This window comes from Microbacterium sp. CR_7, from assembly GCF_041954755.1.
Lineage (GTDB): Bacteria > Actinomycetota > Actinomycetes > Actinomycetales > Microbacteriaceae > Microbacterium.
This window is the reverse complement of sequence record NZ_JAVAYF010000007.1, coordinates 59,455-80,307: the sequence shown is the minus strand read 5'-3', so window position 1 is coordinate 80,307 and position 20,853 is coordinate 59,455. Positions and strand designations below refer to the sequence as shown.

General features: G+C 69.7%; 21 protein-coding genes and 1 tRNA gene. 16 read left to right on the top strand and 6 right to left on the bottom strand.

Translation table 11 applies throughout. The features are described from left to right. Nucleotides 1-2: 2 nt before the first annotated feature. The 6 genes from RAC81_RS15220 to aceE all read right to left on the bottom strand — a co-directional run bounded on the left by RAC81_RS15220 (nt 3) and on the right by aceE (nt 7,623). Nucleotides 3-1,241: a beta-ketoacyl-[acyl-carrier-protein] synthase family protein gene (locus RAC81_RS15220; protein WP_375083139.1), complete on the bottom strand. Its 1,239-nt coding sequence runs from the start codon at nt 1,239-1,241 to the stop codon at nt 3-5. A 90-nt stretch (nt 1,242-1,331) separates the two neighbouring features. Further along, nucleotides 1,332-1,580: an acyl carrier protein gene (locus RAC81_RS15215; RefSeq protein ID WP_017202249.1), complete on the bottom strand. Its 249-nt coding sequence runs from the start codon at nt 1,578-1,580 to the stop codon at nt 1,332-1,334. A 69-nt stretch (nt 1,581-1,649) separates the two neighbouring features. Next, nucleotides 1,650-2,651 carry a beta-ketoacyl-ACP synthase III gene (locus RAC81_RS15210; protein ID WP_375083138.1) on the bottom strand — a complete coding sequence of 334 codons (1,002 nt, stop codon included), beginning with the start codon at nt 2,649-2,651 and terminating at the stop codon, nt 1,650-1,652. Beyond that, the gene (locus tag RAC81_RS15205; protein WP_375083137.1) at nt 2,648-3,568 is read right to left on the bottom strand and encodes an ACP S-malonyltransferase; all 921 of its coding nucleotides are present in this window, start codon (nt 3,566-3,568) and stop codon (nt 2,648-2,650) included. Before RAC81_RS15205 ends, RAC81_RS15210 begins: the two co-directional genes overlap by 4 nt. 100 nt (nt 3,569-3,668) lie before the next feature. Next, entirely contained in the window at nt 3,669-4,865 is a 1,197-nt protein-coding gene (locus tag RAC81_RS15200; protein WP_096715479.1) for a CdaR family transcriptional regulator, read from the bottom strand. Nucleotides 4,866-4,896: 31 nt separating this feature from the next. Then, entirely contained in the window at nt 4,897-7,623 is a 2,727-nt protein-coding gene (aceE, locus tag RAC81_RS15195; protein ID WP_375083136.1) for a pyruvate dehydrogenase (acetyl-transferring), homodimeric type, read from the bottom strand. Between the two features lie 152 nt (nt 7,624-7,775). Between aceE and RAC81_RS15190 the strand changes: the two genes are divergently transcribed. From RAC81_RS15190 to RAC81_RS15115, 16 genes are all read left to right on the top strand, one after another. Continuing rightward, nucleotides 7,776-7,848 (top strand) — tRNA-Val (locus RAC81_RS15190). Nucleotides 7,849-7,892: 44 nt separating this feature from the next. After that, entirely contained in the window at nt 7,893-9,014 is a 1,122-nt protein-coding gene (locus RAC81_RS15185; protein ID WP_375083135.1) for a VanZ family protein, read from the top strand. Nucleotides 9,015-9,137: 123 nt separating this feature from the next. Then, nucleotides 9,138-9,989, top strand: coding sequence for a sigma-70 family RNA polymerase sigma factor (locus tag RAC81_RS15180; RefSeq protein WP_375083134.1), 852 nt, complete (start codon nt 9,138-9,140; stop codon nt 9,987-9,989). 117 nt (nt 9,990-10,106) lie between these two features. Further along, nucleotides 10,107-10,931 carry a flagellin gene (locus tag RAC81_RS15175; protein ID WP_375083133.1) on the top strand — a complete coding sequence of 275 codons (825 nt, stop codon included), beginning with the start codon at nt 10,107-10,109 and terminating at the stop codon, nt 10,929-10,931. Nucleotides 10,932-11,072: 141 nt separating this feature from the next. Further along, nucleotides 11,073-12,437 carry a flagellar filament capping protein FliD gene (fliD, locus tag RAC81_RS15170; protein ID WP_375083132.1) on the top strand — a complete coding sequence of 455 codons (1,365 nt, stop codon included), beginning with the start codon at nt 11,073-11,075 and terminating at the stop codon, nt 12,435-12,437. Between the two features lie 35 nt (nt 12,438-12,472). Continuing rightward, nucleotides 12,473-12,886, top strand: a complete 414-nt coding sequence (fliS, locus tag RAC81_RS15165) for a flagellar export chaperone FliS (protein WP_375083131.1) — start codon at nt 12,473-12,475, stop codon at nt 12,884-12,886. Nucleotides 12,887-12,891: 5 nt separating this feature from the next. After that, complete coding sequence (locus RAC81_RS15160; RefSeq protein ID WP_375083130.1) at nt 12,892-13,170, top strand: hypothetical protein; 279 nt, start codon at nt 12,892-12,894, stop codon at nt 13,168-13,170. A gap of 106 nt (nt 13,171-13,276) precedes the next feature. Further along, nucleotides 13,277-13,624 (top strand): flagellar basal body rod protein FlgB, encoded by a 348-nt coding sequence (gene flgB, locus RAC81_RS15155; protein WP_375083129.1) that lies wholly within the window; start codon nt 13,277-13,279, stop codon nt 13,622-13,624. Continuing rightward, nucleotides 13,621-14,013, top strand: a complete 393-nt coding sequence (flgC, locus tag RAC81_RS15150; RefSeq protein WP_375083128.1) for a flagellar basal body rod protein FlgC — start codon at nt 13,621-13,623, stop codon at nt 14,011-14,013. Before flgB ends, flgC begins: the two co-directional genes overlap by 4 nt. Further along, complete coding sequence (gene fliE / locus RAC81_RS15145) at nt 14,013-14,333, top strand: flagellar hook-basal body complex protein FliE (protein WP_375083127.1); 321 nt, start codon at nt 14,013-14,015, stop codon at nt 14,331-14,333. Before flgC ends, fliE begins: the two co-directional genes overlap by 1 nt. 1 nt (nt 14,334) lies before the next feature. Further along, complete coding sequence (gene fliF / locus RAC81_RS15140; protein ID WP_375083126.1) at nt 14,335-15,978, top strand: flagellar basal-body MS-ring/collar protein FliF; 1,644 nt, start codon at nt 14,335-14,337, stop codon at nt 15,976-15,978. After that, a complete protein-coding gene (fliG, locus tag RAC81_RS15135; protein WP_375083125.1) occupies nt 15,975-17,054 on the top strand; it encodes a flagellar motor switch protein FliG in 1,080 nt (359 codons plus the stop codon). The genes fliF and fliG overlap by 4 nt, the downstream gene beginning before the upstream one ends. Nucleotides 17,055-17,166: 112 nt before the next feature. Further along, nucleotides 17,167-17,805, top strand: coding sequence for a FliH/SctL family protein (locus RAC81_RS15130; RefSeq protein WP_375083124.1), 639 nt, complete (start codon nt 17,167-17,169; stop codon nt 17,803-17,805). Beyond that, a complete protein-coding gene (locus RAC81_RS15125; protein WP_375083123.1) occupies nt 17,802-19,130 on the top strand; it encodes a FliI/YscN family ATPase in 1,329 nt (442 codons plus the stop codon). The genes RAC81_RS15130 and RAC81_RS15125 overlap by 4 nt, the downstream gene beginning before the upstream one ends. Next, a complete protein-coding gene (locus RAC81_RS15120; protein ID WP_375083122.1) occupies nt 19,127-19,552 on the top strand; it encodes a hypothetical protein in 426 nt (141 codons plus the stop codon). The genes RAC81_RS15125 and RAC81_RS15120 overlap by 4 nt, the downstream gene beginning before the upstream one ends. Beyond that, nucleotides 19,549-20,850, top strand: coding sequence for a hypothetical protein (locus RAC81_RS15115; protein ID WP_375083121.1), 1,302 nt, complete (start codon nt 19,549-19,551; stop codon nt 20,848-20,850). Before RAC81_RS15120 ends, RAC81_RS15115 begins: the two co-directional genes overlap by 4 nt. The last annotated feature ends 3 nt before the right edge of the window (nt 20,851-20,853 follow it).

Below are 20,853 nucleotides of genomic sequence, written 5' to 3'. Positions count from 1 at the left end.
GGTCAGTCGGCGCTGGCGAACACCGCGACGGCGTTGTGGCCGCCGAAGCCGAACGAGTTGCTGATCGCGATCTGCGGACCGTCGCCGAGAGGCTGAGCCTCGCCCGAGAGCCGGAACGGCACCGCGGGATCGGGCTCCGTCATGTTGATCGTCGGCGGTGCGACGCGATCACGCAGCGCGAGGATCGAGAAGATCGCCTCCAGCGCGCCGGTCCCGCCGAGCAGGTGGCCCGTCGAGGCCTTGGTCGCGGAGACGGGGATCTCATCGATCCGATCGCCGAAGACCTTCCTCAGTGCGACATACTCGTTCGGGTCTCCGACCGGGGTCGACGTCGCATGGGCGTTGATGTGGGTGACCTGATCGGCGCTGATGCCGGCGCCCTCGAGTGCCTGCGTGACGGCGCGAGCCGCCCCGTTGCCCTCGGGGTCGTTGCCGGTGATGTGGTAGGCGTCGGCCGTGACCGCACCGCCGAGGACGTACCCGTAGATCTTCGCGCCGCGAGCCTTCGCGTGCTCCTCGGTCTCGAGGATGAGCGCCGCAGCGCCCTCACCCATGACGAAGCCGTCGCGGTCGACAGCGCCGGGACGCGAGGCCGTGGAGGGGTCGTCGTTCCGTCGCGACAGGGCCTGAGCCGAGGCGAAGGCCGCCATGGTGATCGGGTGGATCGCCGACTCGGTACCACCGGCGATGACGACGTCGGCGAGTCCCTCCTGCAGGTGGTCGTACGCGTGGATGAGCGACTCGGTGCTGGAGGCGCAGGCGCTGACGACGGTCTGGGCGTAGGCACGTGCTTCGAACTGCAGCGACAGGTTTCCGGCGGCAGCGTTCGGCATCAGCATCGGCACCGTGAGCGGCATCACGCGTCGCGGACCCTTCTCGCGAAGGGTGTCCCACGCGTCGAGGAGCGTCCAGAGGCCTCCGATGCCCGTCGCGAAGTCGACGCCGAGGCGCTCGGGAGCGACCTCGGGAGACCCGGCATCGGCCCAGGCCTCGCGCGCCGCGATGAGTGCGAACTGCGAGGAGGGGTCGAGGCGCTTCGCCTCGTGGCGGGGCAGCACCTCCTCGGGGCGCACGGATGCTTCGGCGGCGAAGGTCACGGGAAGGTCGTACTGCTCGACCCAGTCGTGCTCGAGCGTGCGGGCGCCCGAGACGCCGGCCAACAGATTGGTCCAGTTCTCGGGGGCGGTGCCGCCGATGGCGGACGTGGCACCGATGCCGGTGACGACGATGCGCTTGGTCATGTGTGGTTCCTTGTCAGGCGGATCGAACAGAAGATGGGCAGGGCAGAGGATGCCACGCCCCGCGAGTGCGGGGGTGGCATCCTGAGCGGATTACTCCTGGCCTGCGACGATGAAGTTGACGGCGTCGCCGACGGTCTTGAGGTTCTTGACCTCGTCGTCGGGGATGGTGACGCCGAACTTCTCCTCGGCGTTGACGACGATCGTCATCATCGAGATCGAGTCGATGTCGAGGTCGTCCGTGAACGACTTCTCGAGGGCGACCTCGGAGGCGTTGATGCCGGTCTCGTCGGTGATGAGCTCGGCGAGGCCTGCGAGGACCTCATCGTTGGTGAAAGCCATGGTGGTCTTCCTTCTCTTACGGGGTTGATTTCGGAACCGTGGAACAGTCTAGGGAAGGTCGACGCGTTCTCAGGGGAGGACGACGACCTGGGCCGCGAAGACGAGCCCCGCGCCGAAGCCGATCTGGAGCGCGAGTCCGCCCGACAGCTCGGGGTGCTCGGCCATGAGCCGGTGGCTCGCCAGCGGGATGGATGCCGCTGACGTGTTGCCCGTCGTCTCGATGTCGCGGGCGATCACCGTCGTCTCGGGCAGCTTCAGCTGCTTCGCGAACTCGTCGATGATGCGCATGTTGGCCTGGTGCGGGATGAAGGCCGCGATGTCGTCGGGACCCACACCCGCCTTGTCGAGGGCTTCGCGGGCGACCTTCGCCATCTCCCACACGGCCCAGCGGAAGACCGTCTGGCCTTCCTGGCGGAGCGTCGGCCACGCCGCCGCTCCGTCACGGAAGTCGGTGAGGGTGTTGTTCATGCCGACGGCGTCGGCCTTCGAGCCGTCCGAGCCCCACACCGCCGGAGCGATGCCGGGCGTGTCGCTCGGACCGATGAGCGCCGCGCCTGCACCGTCGCCGAGCAGGAACGAGATGCTGCGGTCGGTCGGGTCGACGATGTCCGAGAGCTTCTCGGTGCCGATCACGAGGGCGTAGCGCGCAGCGCCGGCCCTGATGAGGGCGTCGGCCTGGGTCACGGCGTACGCGTATCCTGCGCACGCGGCGTTGACGTCGTACGCGGCGGCGGGGTTCGCACCGACGCGGTCGGCCACGATCGCCGAGACGGAGGGCGTCTGCTTCGGATTGCTGATGGTCGCGACGATCACGAGATCGACCTGGTCGGCCGGTACACCGGACTTCTCTATCGCCTCGGCGGCAGCGGTGGTGGCGAGATCGATCGCGTCGGTGTCCTTGCCGGCACGGGTGCGGGTCACGATCCCGGTGCGCTGACGGATCCACGCGTCGCTGGAGTCGATCGGACCCACGAGGTCGTCGTTCGGAACCGAGTTCTCGCCACGGGCGGCGCCGTACGAGTAGATGCGCGTGTACGCGGGACCGGTGAGCTGGGTCAGCGTAGCGGTCATGCGGCTTCTCCGTTCAGCAGCGCGACGGCCGCGTCGAGGTCTTCGGGGGTCTTGACGGCGACGGTCGGCACGCCGCGGAGCCCGCGCTTGGCGAGCCCCGTGAGGGCACCGGCCGGGGCGAGCTCGATGAGTCCGGTGATTCCGTGCTCGGCGAAGGACGCCATGCAGAGGTCCCAGCGCACCGGTGACGACACCTGGTCGACGAGGTAGTCGAGCGCCTGCTGGCCCTCGGAGACGACCGATCCGTCGCGGTTGGTCCACAGGGTGATCGACGGGTCGGCGGGGGCCACGGTGGAGACGGCGTCGCGCAGCGCATCCACCGCCGAGGCCATGAACGACGTGTGGAAGGCGCCGGCGACCTGCAGCGGGATCACGCGGGTGCCCTTGACCGGCTCGGCGGCAAGCGACGCGAGGGCGTCGAGCGAGCCCGCGACGACGAGCTGTCCGCCGCCGTTGTAGTTCGCGGGGGAGAGGTCGAGCTCGGCGAGACGCGAGAGAACCGCGTCCTCGTCGCCGCCGAGGACGGCGCTCATGCCCGTCGGGGTCTGCGCCGCGGCATCCGCCATCGCGCGACCGCGGATGCCGACCAGACGCATGCCCGTTTCGGCGTCGATCACGCCGCTGTCGACGAGAGCGGCGATCTCGCCGACCGAGTGGCCGGCGACCCCGTCGGCGCGGCGGCCCGCGCGCGACTCCAGCGCCGCCGCCGCGACGAGCGACGCGGCGACGATGAGCGGCTGCGCTATGCGCGTGTCGCGGATCGTGTCGGCATCCGACTCGGTGCCGTGGAGACGGAGGTCGACCTCTGCCGCCTCGGAGAACGCGGCGACGGTGTCAGCAACGCCGTCCAGCTCGAGCCAGGGTGAGAGGAAACCGGGGGTCTGCGAGCCCTGTCCTGGGCATACGACGACAATCACAAGCCAAGTCTGCCAACGATCCACGCGAAACGGTGGATGAACCATCACAAGATTTCGAAGAACCCTTGTGTGTGGCGAACAGATGGAGCCGTAAAACGGGTCAGCGCGTCGGACGACGCAGCGGCGCCCGGCGACGGCCCTGGTCAGCCGCCCCGATCGAGCCGAGGATGAGAGCTGTCTGCAGGATCAGCGCCTCGCGCGGACCCGTGGCGTCCCATCCGATGACCTCGCTCACGCGCTTGAGGCGGTAGCGCACGGTGTTGGGGTGCACGAACAGCTCGCGGGCGGTCGCCTCGAGGGAGCGCCCGTTGTCGAGGTAGCTCCACAGTGTCGTGACGAGATCGGTCGAGTGCGCCTGCAGCGGGCGGTAGATCCGCTCGATGAGAGTCTGCTTCGCAAGCGGATCGCCCGCGAGGGCGCGTTCGGGGAGCAGGTCGTCGGCCTCGACGGGGCGGGGCGCGCTGCGCCAGGCACGGGCGACGGCGAAACCGGCGAGGGCGGCCCTCGCGCTCTGGCTGGCGTCGACGAGCGCGGCCACCGCCGGTCCGAGCACGACGTAGCCGGGTCCGAACGAGGGTTCGAGGCGCGAGGCGATCTCCTCGAAGCCCAGTTCCTCCTCCTCGGTCTCCTGACCGGGTACCCGCGCGCGGCCGATCACCAGCACGAGGCGAGACCCCTGTACGCCGATCAGGACGTCCACGGCGAGCTTGCGGGCCGTGCGGCGCACGAGGTCGACGTCGAACTGCGGGGGCGTCGTGCCGACGAGCACCGCGACCTCCCCGTGACCGTGCCAGCCGAGAGCCGCGATGCGACTGGGCAGCTCCTCGTCGGCCTCGCCCGTCAGGATCGAGTCGACGACGAGGGCCTCGAGCCGGGCATCCCACAGGCCTCGCGCCTCGGCGGCGCGCGCGTACACGTCGGCGGCCGCGAAGGCCACGTCGCGCGAGTAGAGCAGGATCGCCTCGCGGAGATCCTCACCCTTGCCGGCCACGCGCTCCTCGGTCACCTCGACCGTCACGCGGATCAGCTGCAGGGTCTGCTGCAGGCTGACACTCCGCAGCAGCTCGCGCGGAGCCGCGGCGAAGATGTCGGCGGCGATCCACGGCGTCGACGTCGGGTCGTCGTACCACTGGATGAACGACGTGATGCCCGCCTGGGCCACCAGCCCGACCGCGGAGCGTCGGGCCGGTGGCATGTCGGCGTACCAGGGGAGTGTGTCCTCCAGGCGCTTGATCGTCACCGAGGCGATGTCACCGGAGATCCGTCGCAGCCAGGTGAGTGTCGCGGCCTTGTCCATACCGCGAGGAGACGATCCTGTCACCGATGGCTCAGCTTTCGCCGCCCGCGTTGCCGCTGGTGCCGGCGTTCACATCGTGCAGGCGGTACTTCTCGATGGCCTGCGCGGCGAGCGAGCGGTCCACGGTGCCCTCTTCAGCGAGCGCCTGCAGCGTGCGCACCACCATCGAGGGTCCGTCGATCTTGAAGTAGCGACGAGCCGCCGCGCGCGTGTCGGAGAACCCGAAGTCGTCGGCGCCGAGCGTGGCGTAGCGGTTCGGCACCCACGGGCGGATCTGGTCCTGCACGGCGTGCATGAAGTCGCTCACCGCGACGACGGGACCCTCGGCGCCCTGCAGCTTCTGCGTGAGGTAGGCCGTGCGGGGCTCCTCCTCGGGGTGCAGGAAGTTGTGCTCGTCGGCGGCGAGGCCGTCGCGGCGCAGCTCGGTCCAGGACGTGACCGACCAGACATCGGCGATCACGTTCCAGTCGTTCTTCAGCAGCTCCTGCGCCTCGAGGGCCCAGGGCAGGCCGACGCCCGACGCGAACAGCTGGGCGCGGGGCCCGTCGCCCTCGCCGACGGAGACGCGGTGGATGCCGCGCACGATGCCGTCGACATCCACGTCCTCCGGCTCCTTGGGCTGCACGAGCGGCTCGTTGTAGACCGTCATGTAGTACATGACGTTCGGGTCGGGGTGGTTGCCGCCGTACATGCGCTCGAGACCGTCGCGCACGATGTGCGCGATCTCGTAGCCGTAGGCCGGGTCGTACGACACCGTGGCCGGGTTCGTCGACGCGAGCAGGTGCGAGTGGCCGTCGGCGTGCTGCAGGCCCTCACCCGTGAGGGTGGTGCGGCCCGCGGTGGCTCCGATGATGAAGCCGCGCGCCATCTGGTCGCCGGCCGCCCACTGGGCGTCGCCCGTGCGCTGGAAGCCGAACATCGAGTAGAAGATGTAGATCGGGATCAGCGGCTCGCCGTGCGTGGCGTACGAGGTGCCCGCCGCGGTGAACGCGGCCAGTGCTCCGGCCTCGTTGATGCCGACGTGCACGATCTGACCCTGCGGGCTCTCCTTGTAGGCGAGGAGCAGCTCACGGTCGACCGAGGTGTAGTGCTGGCCGTTCGGGTTGTAGATCTTGGCCGTCGGGAAGTACGCGTCCATGCCGAACGTGCGCGCCTCGTCGGGGATGATCGGCACGATGCGGTGGCCGAACTCCTTGGTGCGCAGCAGGTCCTTCAGCAGACGGACGAACGCCATGGTCGTCGCGATCTCCTGCGTGCCGGAGCCCTTCTTGGGCAGCGCGTACGCCGAGTCGTCGGGGAGCGAGAGGCCGACGTGCGTCGAGCGGCGCTCCGGCAGGAAGCCGCCGAGGGCCTTGCGGCGCTCGAGCATGTACTGGATCGTCTCGTCCTGGGGCCCAGGGTTGTAGTACGGGGGCAGGTACGGGTTCTCCTCGAGCTGCGCATCCGTGATCGGGATGTGCATCGTGTCGCGGAACGTCTTGAGGTTGTCCAGCGTCATCTTCTTCATCTGGTGGGTCGCGTTGCGGCCCTCGAAGTGCGGACCGAGGCCGTAACCCTTGACCGTCTTCGCCAGGATGACCGTCGGCTGGCCCTTGTGCTCGGCCGCGGCCTTGAACGCCGCGTACACCTTGCGGTAGTCGTGGCCACCGCGCTTCAGGTGCCAAATCTGCTCGTCGGAGTAGTCGGAGACCAGGGCTGCAGCGCGCTCGTCCTTGCCGAAGAAGTGCTCACGGACGTACGCGCCGGACTCGGCCTTGTACGTCTGGTAGTCGCCGTCGGGCGTCTGGTTCATGATGTTGAGCAGCGCGCCCTCGGTGTCGCGGGCGAGCAGGTCGTCCCACTCACGCCCCCAGACCACCTTGATGACGTTCCAGCCGGCGCCGCGGAAGTACGACTCCAGCTCCTGGATGATCTTGCCGTTGCCGCGGACCGGGCCGTCGAGGCGCTGCAGGTTGCAGTTGATCACGAAGTTGAGGTTGTCGAGGCCCTCGTTGGCCGCCACTTGCAGCTGGCCGCGGCTCTCGATCTCGTCCATCTCGCCGTCGCCGAGGAAGGCCCACACCTGCGAGGACGAGGTGTCCTTGATGCCACGGTTCTCGAGGTACTTGTTCGACATGGCCTGGTAGATCGCGTTGATCGGACCGAGGCCCATCGACACGGTCGGGAACTGCCAGTAGTCCTGCATCTGACGCGGGTGCGGGTACGAGGGGATGCCGAAGGGAGCCTGCGACTGCTCCTGGCGGAAGCCGTCGAGGTGCTGCTCGGTGAGGCGACCCTCGAGGAAGGAGCGGGCGTAGATGCCGGGGGAGGCGTGGCCCTGGATGAAGATCTGGTCGGCGCCGCCGGGGTTGTCCGCACCGCGGAAGAAGTGGTTGAAGCCGACCTCGTACAGGGCCGCCGAGGACGCGTAGGTGGAGATGTGACCGCCGACGCCGATGCCGGGGCGCTGTGCACGGTGCACCGTGACCGCGGCGTTCCAGCGGATCCACGCGCGGTAGCGGCGCTCGATCTCCTCGTCGCCGGGGAACTCCGGCTCGTTCTCGGCCGCGATCGTGTTGATGTAGTCCGTGGTCGGGACCATCGGCACGCTCAGGTGCAGCTCCTTGGAGCGCTTGAGCAGGCTGAGCATGATCTCGCGCCCGCGGCCGTGGCCCTTGGCCTCGACGAGCTCGTCGAGAGACTGCTGCCACTCGCCCGTCTCTTCCGGATCGCTGTCGAGGTTGCCCTGGGAGTACGGATCCTGGTCGTGCACAGTCACGGGGAGCCTTTCGTCATGCTGGCAGGTCATGCCAAGGAAACGGGAAGCGACGCGGGCAGCCTTGTCGGCTGTTCACAACGCGTGCCGCCCTCAGCCTATCCCTCTTCCACGACATCGGTGCGCATCGGTCTGCCGATACACTGAGGACACCAGGGCCTTTAGCTCAGCTGGTAGAGCGCCACGTTTACACCGTGGATGTCGTCGGTTCGATCCCGGCAGGGCCCACCGTCAGATCTCCCCGCCGTCAGCCCGCGCCTAGGATGGTGCGAATGGCGGGGTGGACGTGGCAGGCGTGGTTCGGGCTCGTCGGCGGGGGTCTGCTCTTCGCCGCGGTGCTCGTGCCGATCCTGGTCGTTCAGGTGCGGCGCTACGGTGCCCTCTCGTTCCCGCGTCTGCTCGGAGCAGCCGCGGTGAGCGTCTACGCCGTCGCCCTGGTCGCCTACACCCTGCTGCCCATCCCCGAGGTCCGCGCCAACTGCGGCGCGGGAGGAGGCGGACTCGAGGTCGTTCCGGGGCACTCGATCGGCGACATCCTGCGCGAGACCGAGGGTCTTTCCCTGCTGCGCACCCTGACGAGTCGCGCCACGCTGCAGGTGGTGCTCAACGTCGCACTCTTCGTGCCGTTCGGGATCATCGCGCGTCGCTACTGGAATCGCGGACCTGTCGTCTCGATCCTGCTCGGCGCGGCGCTGTCCCTGGCGATCGAGTCGACCCAGCTGACGGGCGTCTGGGGCCTCTTCGAGTGCTCCTACCGCGTGGCCGACGTCGACGACCTGATCGCGAACACCGTCGGCGCCGCGATAGGCGTGCTGATCGCACCGGTCGTCCTGGGCTGGATGCCGAGCGCGAAGAACCTGCGCGCCGAGCGCGGGAAGCCCCGACCCGTCACGGTCTGGCGTCGCTGGTTCGGGATGATCCTCGATGCGGTCGCCGTGCAGATCGCCGTGACTCTCGTCTCGGCGATCGTGCTCGTGCCCCGGCTCATCGTCTCGGGTGGATCGGGGCCAGGCGTGCCGGCGAACATCACGGAGCTGGCGGTGATCGGGGTCGGCGCTACGATCCTCGTCGTCGTGCTCCCCGCCGTCACATCCTCGGGGGCATCGATCGGGCAGCGACTCGTCTGGCTCGCACCGGAGTGGGCCGAGGGTCGTCGCCCGCTCGGGCGTCGCGTGGCGAGGGCAGCGGTCGTCGGCTTGCCGTACACCGCGGCGACGACGCTCGGTCAACTGTCGGAACCGGTATCGGATGCGGTCCAGACGGTCTCCGGCGTCGTCGGCATTCTCAGCGTCGTCATGGTGGTCATCGCGGTGATCTCCGTCCCCTTCAGTCGAGGACGGCGAGGCCTTTCGCTCGTGCTCGTCGGGGGAGAGCTGCGCGACTCGCGCGCCTGACCGGCACCGCCGGCGCGATCCCGCTCGCCGAGCGGAATGTCCGGCGTGCGAACTTTTTCTTCACAGACGTGCGCTTCGTGCTATTTTCACTGATAAACCAGTTGATAGAGCCACGGAGTCACATTGCTGAGCCAATCCGCATTTTCTGCTGATTCCGCCTCCTCCCCTCAGACGCACCCGACTCCCGAGCAGCTCGCCAGGGAGAACATGCCTCTGGCGACGTTTCTCGCCGTGGAGAAGGCGAGGTCGGCCGCGCACGTCGATCTCGACGACCTGCTCTCAGCCGCGCGCCTCGGTCTCGCGAGGGCGGCGATGTCGTACGACCCCGAGCGCGGCATCCCGTTCGGAGCGTTCGCCAGCAGTCAGATCAACTGGGCGATGCTCTCCGAGATGCGACGAGCGGACCCCGCGGGGGAGCGCGGGCGCGACAAGATCGACCGCGTCCGCCTGGCTGCCGAGGCCGTGCTCGCGCGCACCGGCCGGCCTGCCAGCGTCGCCCAGCTCGCGAAGGAATCCGGGCTCGACCCCGATGTCGTCGTCGAGATGATGCAGCTCGACGACATGGTGCGCGGGGCGACCAGCTTCGAAGAGCACTTCGACGCGGAATCGGGACGGCAGGCCGTCGATCTCACCGACAGCGTCATCCTGCCCGAGCACGCGGCGGAGCAGACCGAGATGCGCACCATGATCACCCGGTGCGTCGATGCGCTGCCGGCGGCGATGCAGCAGGTCATCCGAGGGATCTACCTCGACGACCGGATGGTCAAGGACATCGCGGAGGAGTTGGCGGTCAGTCACGCCTACGTCTCCAAGCTCCGCACTCGGGGCCTCGCCCTGATGAGGGAGGCGATGGAGGCGTGGGAGGACGGGTCGACCGGTGACCGGTCGACCAAGGCCAAGGCCGAATTCTTCGAGGCGCTGTTCGGCGCGGCCCGCCCCGCGGCCGCCGACAGGGCCCTGGCGACCGCCGTCTGACCGGCATCCGGAAATTCCTCCTCTGCCGCGGTTACGCGGCTCGGGCATGTCGCGAATGTGGACTGTGCAGGGCCACGGACGGACCTGCATCCGACCCCACAACCACGGAGGAACACCATGGGTCTTCAGATCGCAACCAACGTCGGTGCACTCAACGCGTACCGCAACCTGTCGGTCAACCAGAACGACGTGTCGAAGTCGCTCGAGAAGCTCTCGAGCGGTCTGCGCATCAACCGTGCTGCTGACGACGCCGCCGGTCTCGCCATCTCCGAGGGTCTGCGCTCGCAGGTCAACGGCCTGAATGTCGCGGCCCGCAACGCTCAGGACGGCATCTCGGTCATCCAGACCGCGGAAGGCGCCCTGACCGAGGTCCACTCCATCCTGCAGCGCGTCCGCGACCTCGCGGTGCAGGCCGGTAGCGACTCGAACAACGCCGACTCCCGCACGGCCATCAAGACCGAGATCGACGCCCTCGGCGACGAGCTCACGCGTGTGGCCGCCAGCACGAACTTCAACGGCATCAAGCTGCTCAACAGCGACGACACCCTGACGTTCCAGGTCGGCGCGGGCTCGACCGCCGCGGAGGACCAGATCGCCGTCACCCTGACCGACTTCTCGGGTCTGGGTGCCGACATCAAGGCCCTCACCGTCGACAGCGCCGCGAACGCTCTCACCTCGATCGCCGCGGTCGACGCCGAGATCGTCAACGTCTCGACGGCTCGTGCCGGCTTCGGTGCGGTGCAGAACCGCTTCGAGTCGACGATCAACTCGCTGCAGGTCTCGGCCGAGAACCTCGCCGCTGCGAAGAGCCGCATCGCCGACACCGACATGGCGGCGGAGATGGTCAAGTACACCGCTGCGAACATCCTGCAGCAGGCCGGCACCGCCATGCTCGCGCAGGCGAACCAGTCGGGCCAGGGCGTCCTGCAGCTGCTCCGCTGAGCCGCTGCGCTCCTGGCGCACGCACTGATCACAGCGCGCTCCTCACCGAGCACGCTGTGATCGAGCACGGGGCGCTCGGGCGGACTTCCCTCCGCTCGGGCGCCCTTCTCGCTCCGCTCCGCATTCGAAAGGCGAACCACGATGAAGCTGGACGGTCTGATCTCCGGTCTCAAGACCGGCGAACTCATCGACGCGCTGATGCAGGTGTCGGCGATCCCGAAGACGCAGATCACCGCGAAGATCACCGACCGCAACGCGATCATCACGAACCTCCAGTCGCTGAACAAGTCGCTGCAGGACCTCATGGCGAAGGCGAAGACGGCGGCGTCTCCGAGCTCGCTGGCCGCGTTCACGGCGACGTCGTCGAGCGAGACCGTCACCGTGACGGCCGGTCCGAAGGCCAGCGCGTTCTCCACCGGAGTGGTCGTGGATGCCGTGGCCGTACCGCACTCGATCGTCACCGCCGCGGGAGGCGCGACCGCCTGGGGCGGCACCTTCACGCTCGTCGACGCGGACGGCGAGAAGACGGAGATCACCCCGACCGGTACCGGCCCGCAGGAGCTGGCGAAGGCCATCAACGCCGCGAACGCCGGAGTGTCGGCGACCGTGGTCCCCGCAGGGGTGGATGCCGACGGCAAGCCCCTCTCGCGCATCCAGCTCACCTCCACCGAGACCGGCGAGATGGCGCGTTTCGCGCTGCACCGCGGCACGGAAGCCGAAGTGGACGCCGGTACGTCGACCGACCTGTCGACCCAGCCCGGAGCCGCGGTCATCAGCCAGGGCAGCGACGCCCGCATCCGCCTCTTCGCCGGGACGAGCGCCGAGCAGACCCTCACCAGCGCGAGCAACGCGATCACCGTCGGCGAGGACATCTCCGTCACGGTGTCGAAGGTCAGCCCGGACCCGGTCACCGTGTCCGTCGCCCTCGACGCGAAGGCGCAGTCGGCGACGGCATCCGCCTTCATCAAGGAGGTGGCGGCACTCATCACCCGCATCGACAACGGATCCAAGGCGACCGTCGGCAAGGTGGGGGAGACGACGACCCTCGGCGTGTTCACCGGCGACAGCACCGTGCGGACCCTGCGTACCGCCCTCGCGAACGCCGTGCAGCACCCCGTCGACGGCGTATCGCCCTCGACCATCGGCATCTCGATCGACGACAAGGGCGTGCTCGCCTTCGACGCCGACAAGTTCGCGAAGGCGCTGGCGGAAGACCCGCAGGCGACGCAGAAGGTCTTCTCCGCCGTCGGCGCTCGTCTGGAGGGCGTCACCGACCAGTACTCCGACAAGTACGACGGCCTGCTCACCCAGCGCATCACCGGACAGGAGACCGAGGTCAAGACGCTCAAGACGCAGGTCGAGCGGTGGGACATCCGGCTCGAACAGCGTCGGGCCACCCTCGAGCGCACGTACGCGCAGCTCGAGGTGCAGCTGTCGAAGATGCAGTCGCAGTCGTCGTGGCTCGAGTCGCAGCTCGCCGGGCTCGTCCCCAAGTCCTCGTCCTGACCGGACGACTTCCCGCACTCCTGGAGATCCTCACGATGCCCATCACCAACCTCGACCGCGCGAAGCAGCAGTACCTCGAGCAGCAGGTCGCCTCGGCGTCTCCCGAACGGCTGCTCATCCTGCTGTACGACCGCCTTCTCGTCGACATCGATCGCGCCGCCGCGTCACAGGCTTCGGAGGACTGGGTCGCCGCGGGCACTCACCTCACGCACGCGCAGTGGATCGTCTCCGAGCTCAGCGAGACCCTCACCGACGCGTGGGACGGAGCCGAGCAGCTCCGGTCCGTGTACACCTACCTGACCGGGCGGCTGATCGCCGCGAACCTGTCGCACGACGGCGAGGCCACGGCCGAATGCCGCGAGATCGTCGCGCCGTTGCGCGACGCGTGGCGACAGGCCGCCGACGAGCTGACGTCTGCCCCCTCCCTGGGCGCCTCCGCGCTGGCCTGACCGCCGTGAGCGACAACCTCCGCGCGTGGCTCGCGGTTCTCGATCGCTTCGAACGAGCGCTCGACGCCGCCGACGGCGAACTCGACGACGGCGCTTTCGACGCCCCGGAGGGGCCGGTGCCGGAGGAACTGCGCGACCGCGCGGAAGCCGTGCTGGCCCGGCAGAAGCTCATGATCGACGGCCTCGCCGTATCCCGCGCGAACGTGGCACGGGAGCTCGCCGCACTGCGGCGCGTTCCGACGGTCTCGACGGACGCGCCGGCATACCTCGACGTGCAGGGCTGATCGGGTTACGGCCGGGTTCACCTGTCGCGATAGTGGGCCTCGAGCACGGATAGCTCGACGATTGGCCAGGGATCGGCTTCTCCCCACGAACGTCCGGAGTACCACCGTGCTCGAATCCGTCACCTCCTCCGCGCTCATCAGCGCGCTCGACGGGCTGGCGCTGCGACAGCGCTCGATCGCCGAGAACATCGCGAACGTCAACACCCCCGACTACCACGCCAAGCGCGTCCGCTTCGAGGACGAGCTGCGTGCCGCCGTCGAGAACGGCAGCGGCACCGTCTCGCCGACCGTGCAGCGCTCGCTCGAGCCGACCCGCCTCAACGGCAACAACGTCAACCTCGACACCGAGACGCTGTCGAACATCGACACCGTGCTGCGGTTCCAGTTCGCCAGCCAGGCGATCGGCGGGCAGGCCGCGTCGATCTCGAAGGCCATCGGGCAGGCGTCGGCATGACCTTCGACGCGATCGGCATCGCCGGCACGGGTCTGACCGCGCACCGCAAGTGGCTCGACGCGGTCAGCGACAACATCGCCAACGTGAACACCGCCACCCCTCCCGGCCAGGAGGCGTTCCGCGAGCGCCTCGTGACCGTGCAGGCCGGAACCGAGAGTCCCGGTGTCTACGTCGCGGCGGTCGTCGAGTCGGAGGCGACGCCGAAGCTCGTCTACGACCCCGAGCACCCCTACGCGAACGAGGACGGCTACGTGCAGTACCCGAACGTCGACCTCGGCGACCAGATGAGCATGCTCATCATCGCCCAGCGCGGGTACGAGGCGAACGCCGCGGTCGTCGACCGTGCCAAGTCGACGTACGAGGCCGCACTGCAGATCGGACGCAGCTGATGAGCACGCCGATCGCCCCCGTCTCCGCCGCCGGTGTCAGCCCCCTCGGCGCCCTGAGCTTCGAACCCACCGCGCCCGACGCCGCCGGGTCCGCCTCGGCCGGCGCCTTCGCGACCTCGCTGACCGGGGCCGTCGAGAACCTGCAGCAGCTGCAGTCGGCGTCGAACGAGCTCGCCGTGCAGGCCGTGACGGGCGACCTGCAGGACATCCATCAGGCGATGATCGCCTCGGCGCGAGCATCGGTCACGCTCGACCTCGTCGTCGCGGTGCGCGACCGCAGCGTCGCCGCGTTCAACGACATCATGAGGATGCAGGCCTGACATGCCGAAGGTGCTGACCACGTACTACGACCGCGCGAAGCAGGTCGTCTCCGGCTTCTCCGTCGCTCAGCGCACGATCGCCGTCATCGGCGTCGCGCTGCTCGTGATGGGAGCCGTCGCCCTCGGAGCCTGGCTGACCCGGCCGCAGATGAGTCCGCTGTTCACCGGTCTGAGCGCGGGCGACGCCTCGGCCGTCGTCGAGCAGCTCAAGTCCGCAGGAGTGAACTACGAGCTCGCGGAGGGCGGCTCGACGATCCTCGTGCCAGACGACCAGGTGTACGCGCAGCGGCTCGCCGCGGCATCCGCCGGTCTTCCCGGCGACACGAGCGAGGGGTACACGCTGCTCGACAAGATGGGCGTCACGGCGAGCGAGTTCCAGCAGTCGGTGACGTACAAGCGCGCGATCGAGGGCGAGCTCGCCGGCACGATCGGCGCGATGGACGGCATCTCGATGGCATCCGTGCAACTCGCGATCCCGGAGGAGAGCGTCTTCGTCTCGGAGAAGCAGAACCCGACGGCATCGGTTTTCGTGCAGACGCGGAACGGCTCGACGCTCAGCGATGAGAAGATCGAGGCGATCGTGCACCTGACGAGCGCCTCGGTGCCCGGCATGACGCCGGAGGACGTCGCGGTCACCGACCAGAACGGCCGGGTGCTGTCGGCGGTGGGGGCGGGCCTCACGGGCGACTCGTCGAAGCAGGCGACCGAGCACGAGGCGAAGGTCGCGGCGTCGGTGAGCAGGATGCTCGAGACCATCGTCGGAGCAGGCAACGCCACGGTGACCGTGTCGGCCGACGTGGCGAACTCGACCTCCGAGCGGATGGACGAGACCTACTCCGCGCCCGACGGCGATCTCAGCCCCTCTGAGCAGACCAAGACCGAGACCTACACCGGCGGCGGTCCTGGCGGGAACACCGGGGTCCTCGGTCCCGACAACATCGCGGTGCCGAACAACGCGAACGGCGACGGCGAGTACGAGTTCGAGGAGACCTCGCGCAGCAACGCGGTCAACAAGTCCACGGAGAAGACGATCACCCCGGCGGGCGAGGTCACCAGGCAGACGGTGAGTATCGCGGTCAACCGCGGCGAGGTCACGGGCGTGAGCGCCGCGCAGATCGAGTCTCTCGTCGCGTCCGCTGCGGGTATCGACGTCGAGCGCGGCGACGAGATCGCCGTCGAGTTCGTCGATTTCGCGACCTCGGGAGCCACAGCGGCGCAGACCGCTCTCGCCGCGGCGGAGGAGGAGCGCGCGGCGGAGTTCCAGCAGGAGCTGCTGCGGTCGGCGATCATCGGGGGAGCTATCCTGCTCGCCGTCATCATTCTCGTCGTCTTCCTCGCGGTGCGTCGCAGGATGAAGCGCCGCGTGATGTACACCGACGACGGACCGATCGAGTACTTCGCCACCGTGACGGAGGACGAGGAGCAGAAGCTGCGGTCGCTGCGTGATCTCAAGGATCCGGATGCCATCCCGCTGCCCGCTCCGACGAAGCTGCTGCCGTCGGCCGTGGTCGACCTCGACGACGAGCCCGAGCCCGACAAGGTGCTCGTCGAACGCCGCCGGCGTGAGATCGACGACCTCGCGCGGCGTGAACCGGAGTCGATCGCCGGTGCGCTGGCCGACCTGATGGACGAGGCGAAGGTATGACGCTGCTGACGGAGATGCTCGACGCGCAGGCCGACACGGTGGAGATGTCGACGGCCGAGGCGGCGACCGCGGCCGTTCCCGAGATGTCGGGGCTGCGGAAGGCCGCGATCGTGCTCATGAACATGGACCGCGCGGCGAGCGCCGAGGTGCTGCGGCACCTCGGCGAGGAGCGCTCCGAGATGCTGGCCGCCGAGCTGACCCAGCTGGGCGGGGTCGACGTGGCGGCGACGGCTCGCGCGCTCGGCGACTTCCGCCGGATCGCGAACGGCGGGTCGGTGCCGTCCCGAGGCGGTCAGGAGCTCGCCACGGGTTTGCTGGAGACCGCTTTCGGACGCGAGAAGGCCGTCGGCATGGTCGGCCGCGTCATGTCGCAGGGCACTGTGTCGTTCGACTTCCTCAACGCGGCCGACCCCGCACAGCTCGCGACCGTGCTCGAGGGAGAGCTGCCGACGACCGTCGCGGTGGTGCTCGCCAACCTCAAGGCGGACCGCGCCGCCGCCGTGCTCGCGGCGCTGCAGGATCCGCTCCGCACCGACGTGGCGCAGGCCATCGCGACGATGGGCACTGCGACGCAGGAGGCGATCTCGATCGTCGCCGACTCGCTGCGGTCGCGAACCGGCGTCTTCGCGATGCGCGACAACCACGAGTCGATCGGCGGCGTGCAGCCGCTCGTCGAGATCATCAACCGCTCCGATCAGGCGCTGGAGAAGTCGCTGCTGGCGAGCCTGGAGGGGCGCGACCTCGCCCTCGCCGAAGACATCCGCAGTCGCATGGTGACGTTCGCCGACATCGCCCGCCTCGAGGATCGCGACGCGCAACGCGTGCTGCGCGGCCTCGACCTCCGGGTCCTGGCGCTCGCACTCAAGGGCGCGGACGAGCCGATCGTCGAGAAGGTCAGCACGAACATGACCGAGCGCAACAAGGAGAACCTCGCCGAGGAGACCCGTGTGCTCGGACCGGTGCGCATGCGCCAGGTCGACGAGGCACGGGCCGAGATCGTCCGGGTGATCCGCGAGCTCGAGGCGGCGGAGGAGATCACGATCTCGCGCGAGGACGAGGATGAGCTCATCGAGTGAGTCCGGAGTGGTTACCGCGACGTCCGGGCGACGCGATAGTGGGCAGGGAGCACGGACAGCTCGACCTCCGGACCATGGACTGGCCCCCTCTTCGACTTCCGAGGTGCGCACCGTGCTCGATTCCGTCTTCACGCCGCTCGCGGTGCCGCGGGTCGGCGCGACGCCGATCGACATCCGCGGGGAGGCCGATCGAGCGCGCACCCGCGGATACGCGGAGGGGTTCGCCGAGGGGCGACGCATCGCCGCCGAGCAGGCGCGCGTCGAGCAGGAACAGCACGCTGCCCGGATGGACGCCCTGACGCGGACGTTCGCGGAGCGCGCGCGGTCGGCCGTGGATGCCGTGCACGGCGCGCGGTCGGAGCTGGAGAAGCGCCTCGAGGAGGTCGCATCGCTCGACGCCGCGCGCATCGAGGAGCTGGCGGTCGAGCTCGCCGTCGCGATCGTGGGCGTCGAGCTCTCGGATCCCGCTCGGTCCGCTGCACACGCCCTGCGCCGCGCGCTCGATGAGGTGCCGTCGACACGCTGGACCCGAGTCGTCTTCAGCGAGCGCGATCTCGCTGCCCTGCAGGACGCAGGCGCCCTCGCGACCATGAGTGACGTCGAGCTCGCCTCGTCGTCCGCGGTCGACGACGGGGGAGTCATCGTCGACGTCGGCGACGGCAGCGTCGACGCGCGTATCGCCCCCGCCTTCGCGCGGGCGCGGTCAGCTCTGCTCGGGGTCGACGAGGAGTCCTCGGAGGTGACGCTGTGACGGTCGCCACGGCATCCTGGCGCCGGACGCTCGACGCGTCTCGCCCGGAACGGTCAGGCACGGTCAAGGCCGTCGTCGGACTCGGCGTCGAGGTGCTCGGCATCGAGGCAGCGGTCGGAGACCGCGTGCGCATCGACGCGGTCGACGGCAGCGCGGTGGATGCCGAGATCGTCGCGGTCGACGGCGATGCCTCCCGGTGCATGCCGCTCGGCAGGCTGAGCGGCATCACCGCGAGAGCGCGTGTGCGTCACGCGGGCGCGCCGCTGCAGGTGCCGACGGGACGGGCGCTGCTCGGACGCGTGCTCGACGGACTCGGCCGTCCGATCGACGGAAAGGGTCCGATCGACGCCCGCGCCGAGCGCGTCTCGCTCGACAACACCCCGCCGAGCATCCTCGACCGGCAGCGGATCGACCGGCAGCTCGGTCTCGGAGTGCGGGTGCTCGACACCATGACGCCCGTCGGCATCGGTCAGCGTCTCGGACTGTTCGCCGGCTCGGGCGTCGGCAAGTCGTCGCTGATGTCGATGATCGCGCGGGGATCGGGCGCCGATGTGAACGTGATCGCCCTCGTCGGCGAGCGCGGTCGCGAGGTGCGGGAGTTCATCGAGGACGACCTCGGATCCGACGGCCTGGCTCGGTCGGTCGTGGTCGTCGCGACCTCGGATCAGCCGGCGATGGCGCGTCTGCGCTCCGCCTTCGTCGCGACGCGCATCGCCGAGCAGTTCCGCGACGACGGACTCGACGTCGTGCTCATGATGGACTCGCTCACACGCGTCGCGATGGCGCAGCGAGAGATCGGACTCAGCGCGGGGGAGCCCCCGGCCACCCGCGGCTATCCGCCGTCGACGTTCTCGGTTCTCGCGCGCCTGTTGGAGCGTGCGGGGGCGGGAACGAGCGGGTCGATCACCGGGCTGTACACCGTGCTCGTCGACGGGGACGACCACAACGAGCCGATCGCCGACGCCGCACGCGGCATCCTCGACGGACACGTCGTGCTCGATCGTTCGCTCGCGGTGCGCGGCCACTTCCCGGCCGTGGACGTGCTGGGCTCGGTGTCGCGGGTCGTCTCGAAGATCACCACGTCAGCGCAGCGGGAGGATGCCGTGGCGCTGCGCAGCGTCCTCGCCGCGCGGCGCTCCGCGAACGACCTCATCGACATCGGCGCCTACCGCCCCGGAGCGAACCCGCTGGTCGACGCCGCGCTCGCGAACGAGGCCGCGATCGGTGCGTTCCTCATGCAGAGCATGGACGAGCTCAGCACGTCCGACGATTCCTGGCAGCGGCTGGCTGCCCTCACCGACGCGTTCGGAGGACTGATCCCATGACCTTCTCCCTCTCCGGCCTGCTCCGCGTGCGTGGCGCCCAGGAGCGCATCGCCGCGGAAGAGCTGTCACGCGCCAGCAGCGAGCGTCGCAAGGCTGAGACGGCCGTGCGAGCCGGTGCCGCGAGCCTCTCAGAGATCAGCAGCCAGGTCGATGACGCGGCCACCCTGCTGGCGATGGCCGCCGCCCGAGCCGCGGGGCGCAGCGCGCTGGGCGACCTGCAGACGCTCGCGGAGCTGAGCCGCACGGCGGAGAGCGAGGCGAAGAACGCGCACGTCGAGGCCCGACGCGAGCTCAAGGGTCTCGAGCGTCTCGAGACCGCGCACCGGGTGGAGGAACGCCGCGGGGAGCTCGCCGCCGAACAGGCCGCCCTCGATGAGATCGCCACCGCGCGCGGACGCCGTCCCGAGGGGAGCGCCGCATGAGCGCCGTGACGCTGACGGACGCGCTGGTCATGGCCTCCGCGACCTCCGAGTCCCCGGCGCTATCCGCGGCCGACGCGGGATCGCGGTTCGGCGCGGCCCTCGTCGCGGCGGGCGAGACGTTCCCCTCCGACTCGGCTTCCTCGGATCTCGTCGATCGGATGCAGGATGCCGCACCGCTGCCCGACGCAGCCGAGGAGTCGACCGCCACGGAGCCGGAGGGCGGCATCGTGTCCGCGGCGCTCGCCCTGCTCCTCGCGCTGCCGACCATCGACGGCGGCGCGCCCGCCGTGGACCAGGCGGAGCCCGACGCATCGATCGACGCCGATGATGCGTCGAGGGAACCTTCGCCGGTCGGTGTCGCGACGGCTGACGTCGCCGCGGCGGTCCCGAACCCCGCACCCGCCGCAGATCAGACCGCCTCGGCGGTGCTCTCCGGGCCGGCAGCCCCGGCATCCGTCGCCCCGGATGCCGCCGTGCTCGCCGAGTCCGATGGACCGGATGCCGCGGGGTCCCTCTCGCTCGACCCCGGTCGGCTGCCCGGCGCGGAGAAGACCCCCGTCGCAGCGCCCGTTCCCGTGCTGCCCGGCGTACCTGCCCACCGCATCCCTGCCGACGGTGTCGGCGCCGTCGGTGCCGTCGGTGCTGAGCCTCGTCCGACGGCTGCGGCACCGGTGTCGGCATCCGCGGTTCTCCCCGACCGCACGGGGTCAGGCGATCGCGCCGCCGCCACAGCATCCGCTTCTCCGACGATCGCCGCGCCAGCGTTCCCCTCGATGCCGACCTCGCCGGTCGGCCCGGCGGCGACGGAAGCGGCTGCGCCCGTGACGCCGATCCCGCGCGCCGTCGCAGCCCAGGTGTCGCCGGTGGTCGTCAGCATCGCGCAGCGCCCGTCGGGCACCCACCAGCTCACCATGACGGTCAACCCCGACACGCTCGGTCCCGTCACGGTGCGCGCGCACATCGGCCAGGCGGGCGATGTGCGGGTGGAGCTCATGGGAGCGACGGATGCCGGGCGCGACGCACTTCGCGCCATCGTGACCGATCTGCGTCGTGATCTCGCCGCGGCGATGCCGCACGCGTCGCTGAGCATCGCCCACGGCGCGGCATCCGACCCGGGCGCCGATCGGGGCGCGCCCTCGTTCGGCGGCGGCGAAGCGGGCGGCGAGGCGCCGAGCCGTCGCGATACCGCATCGGACGCCTCGCCCCAGCCGCCGCACCGCCCGGCGGCGACCGCAGCCCCGTCATCCGCGTCGAACGACCGCGAACCCGCCGCCGCCGGCCTCGACATCCTGGCCTGAGAG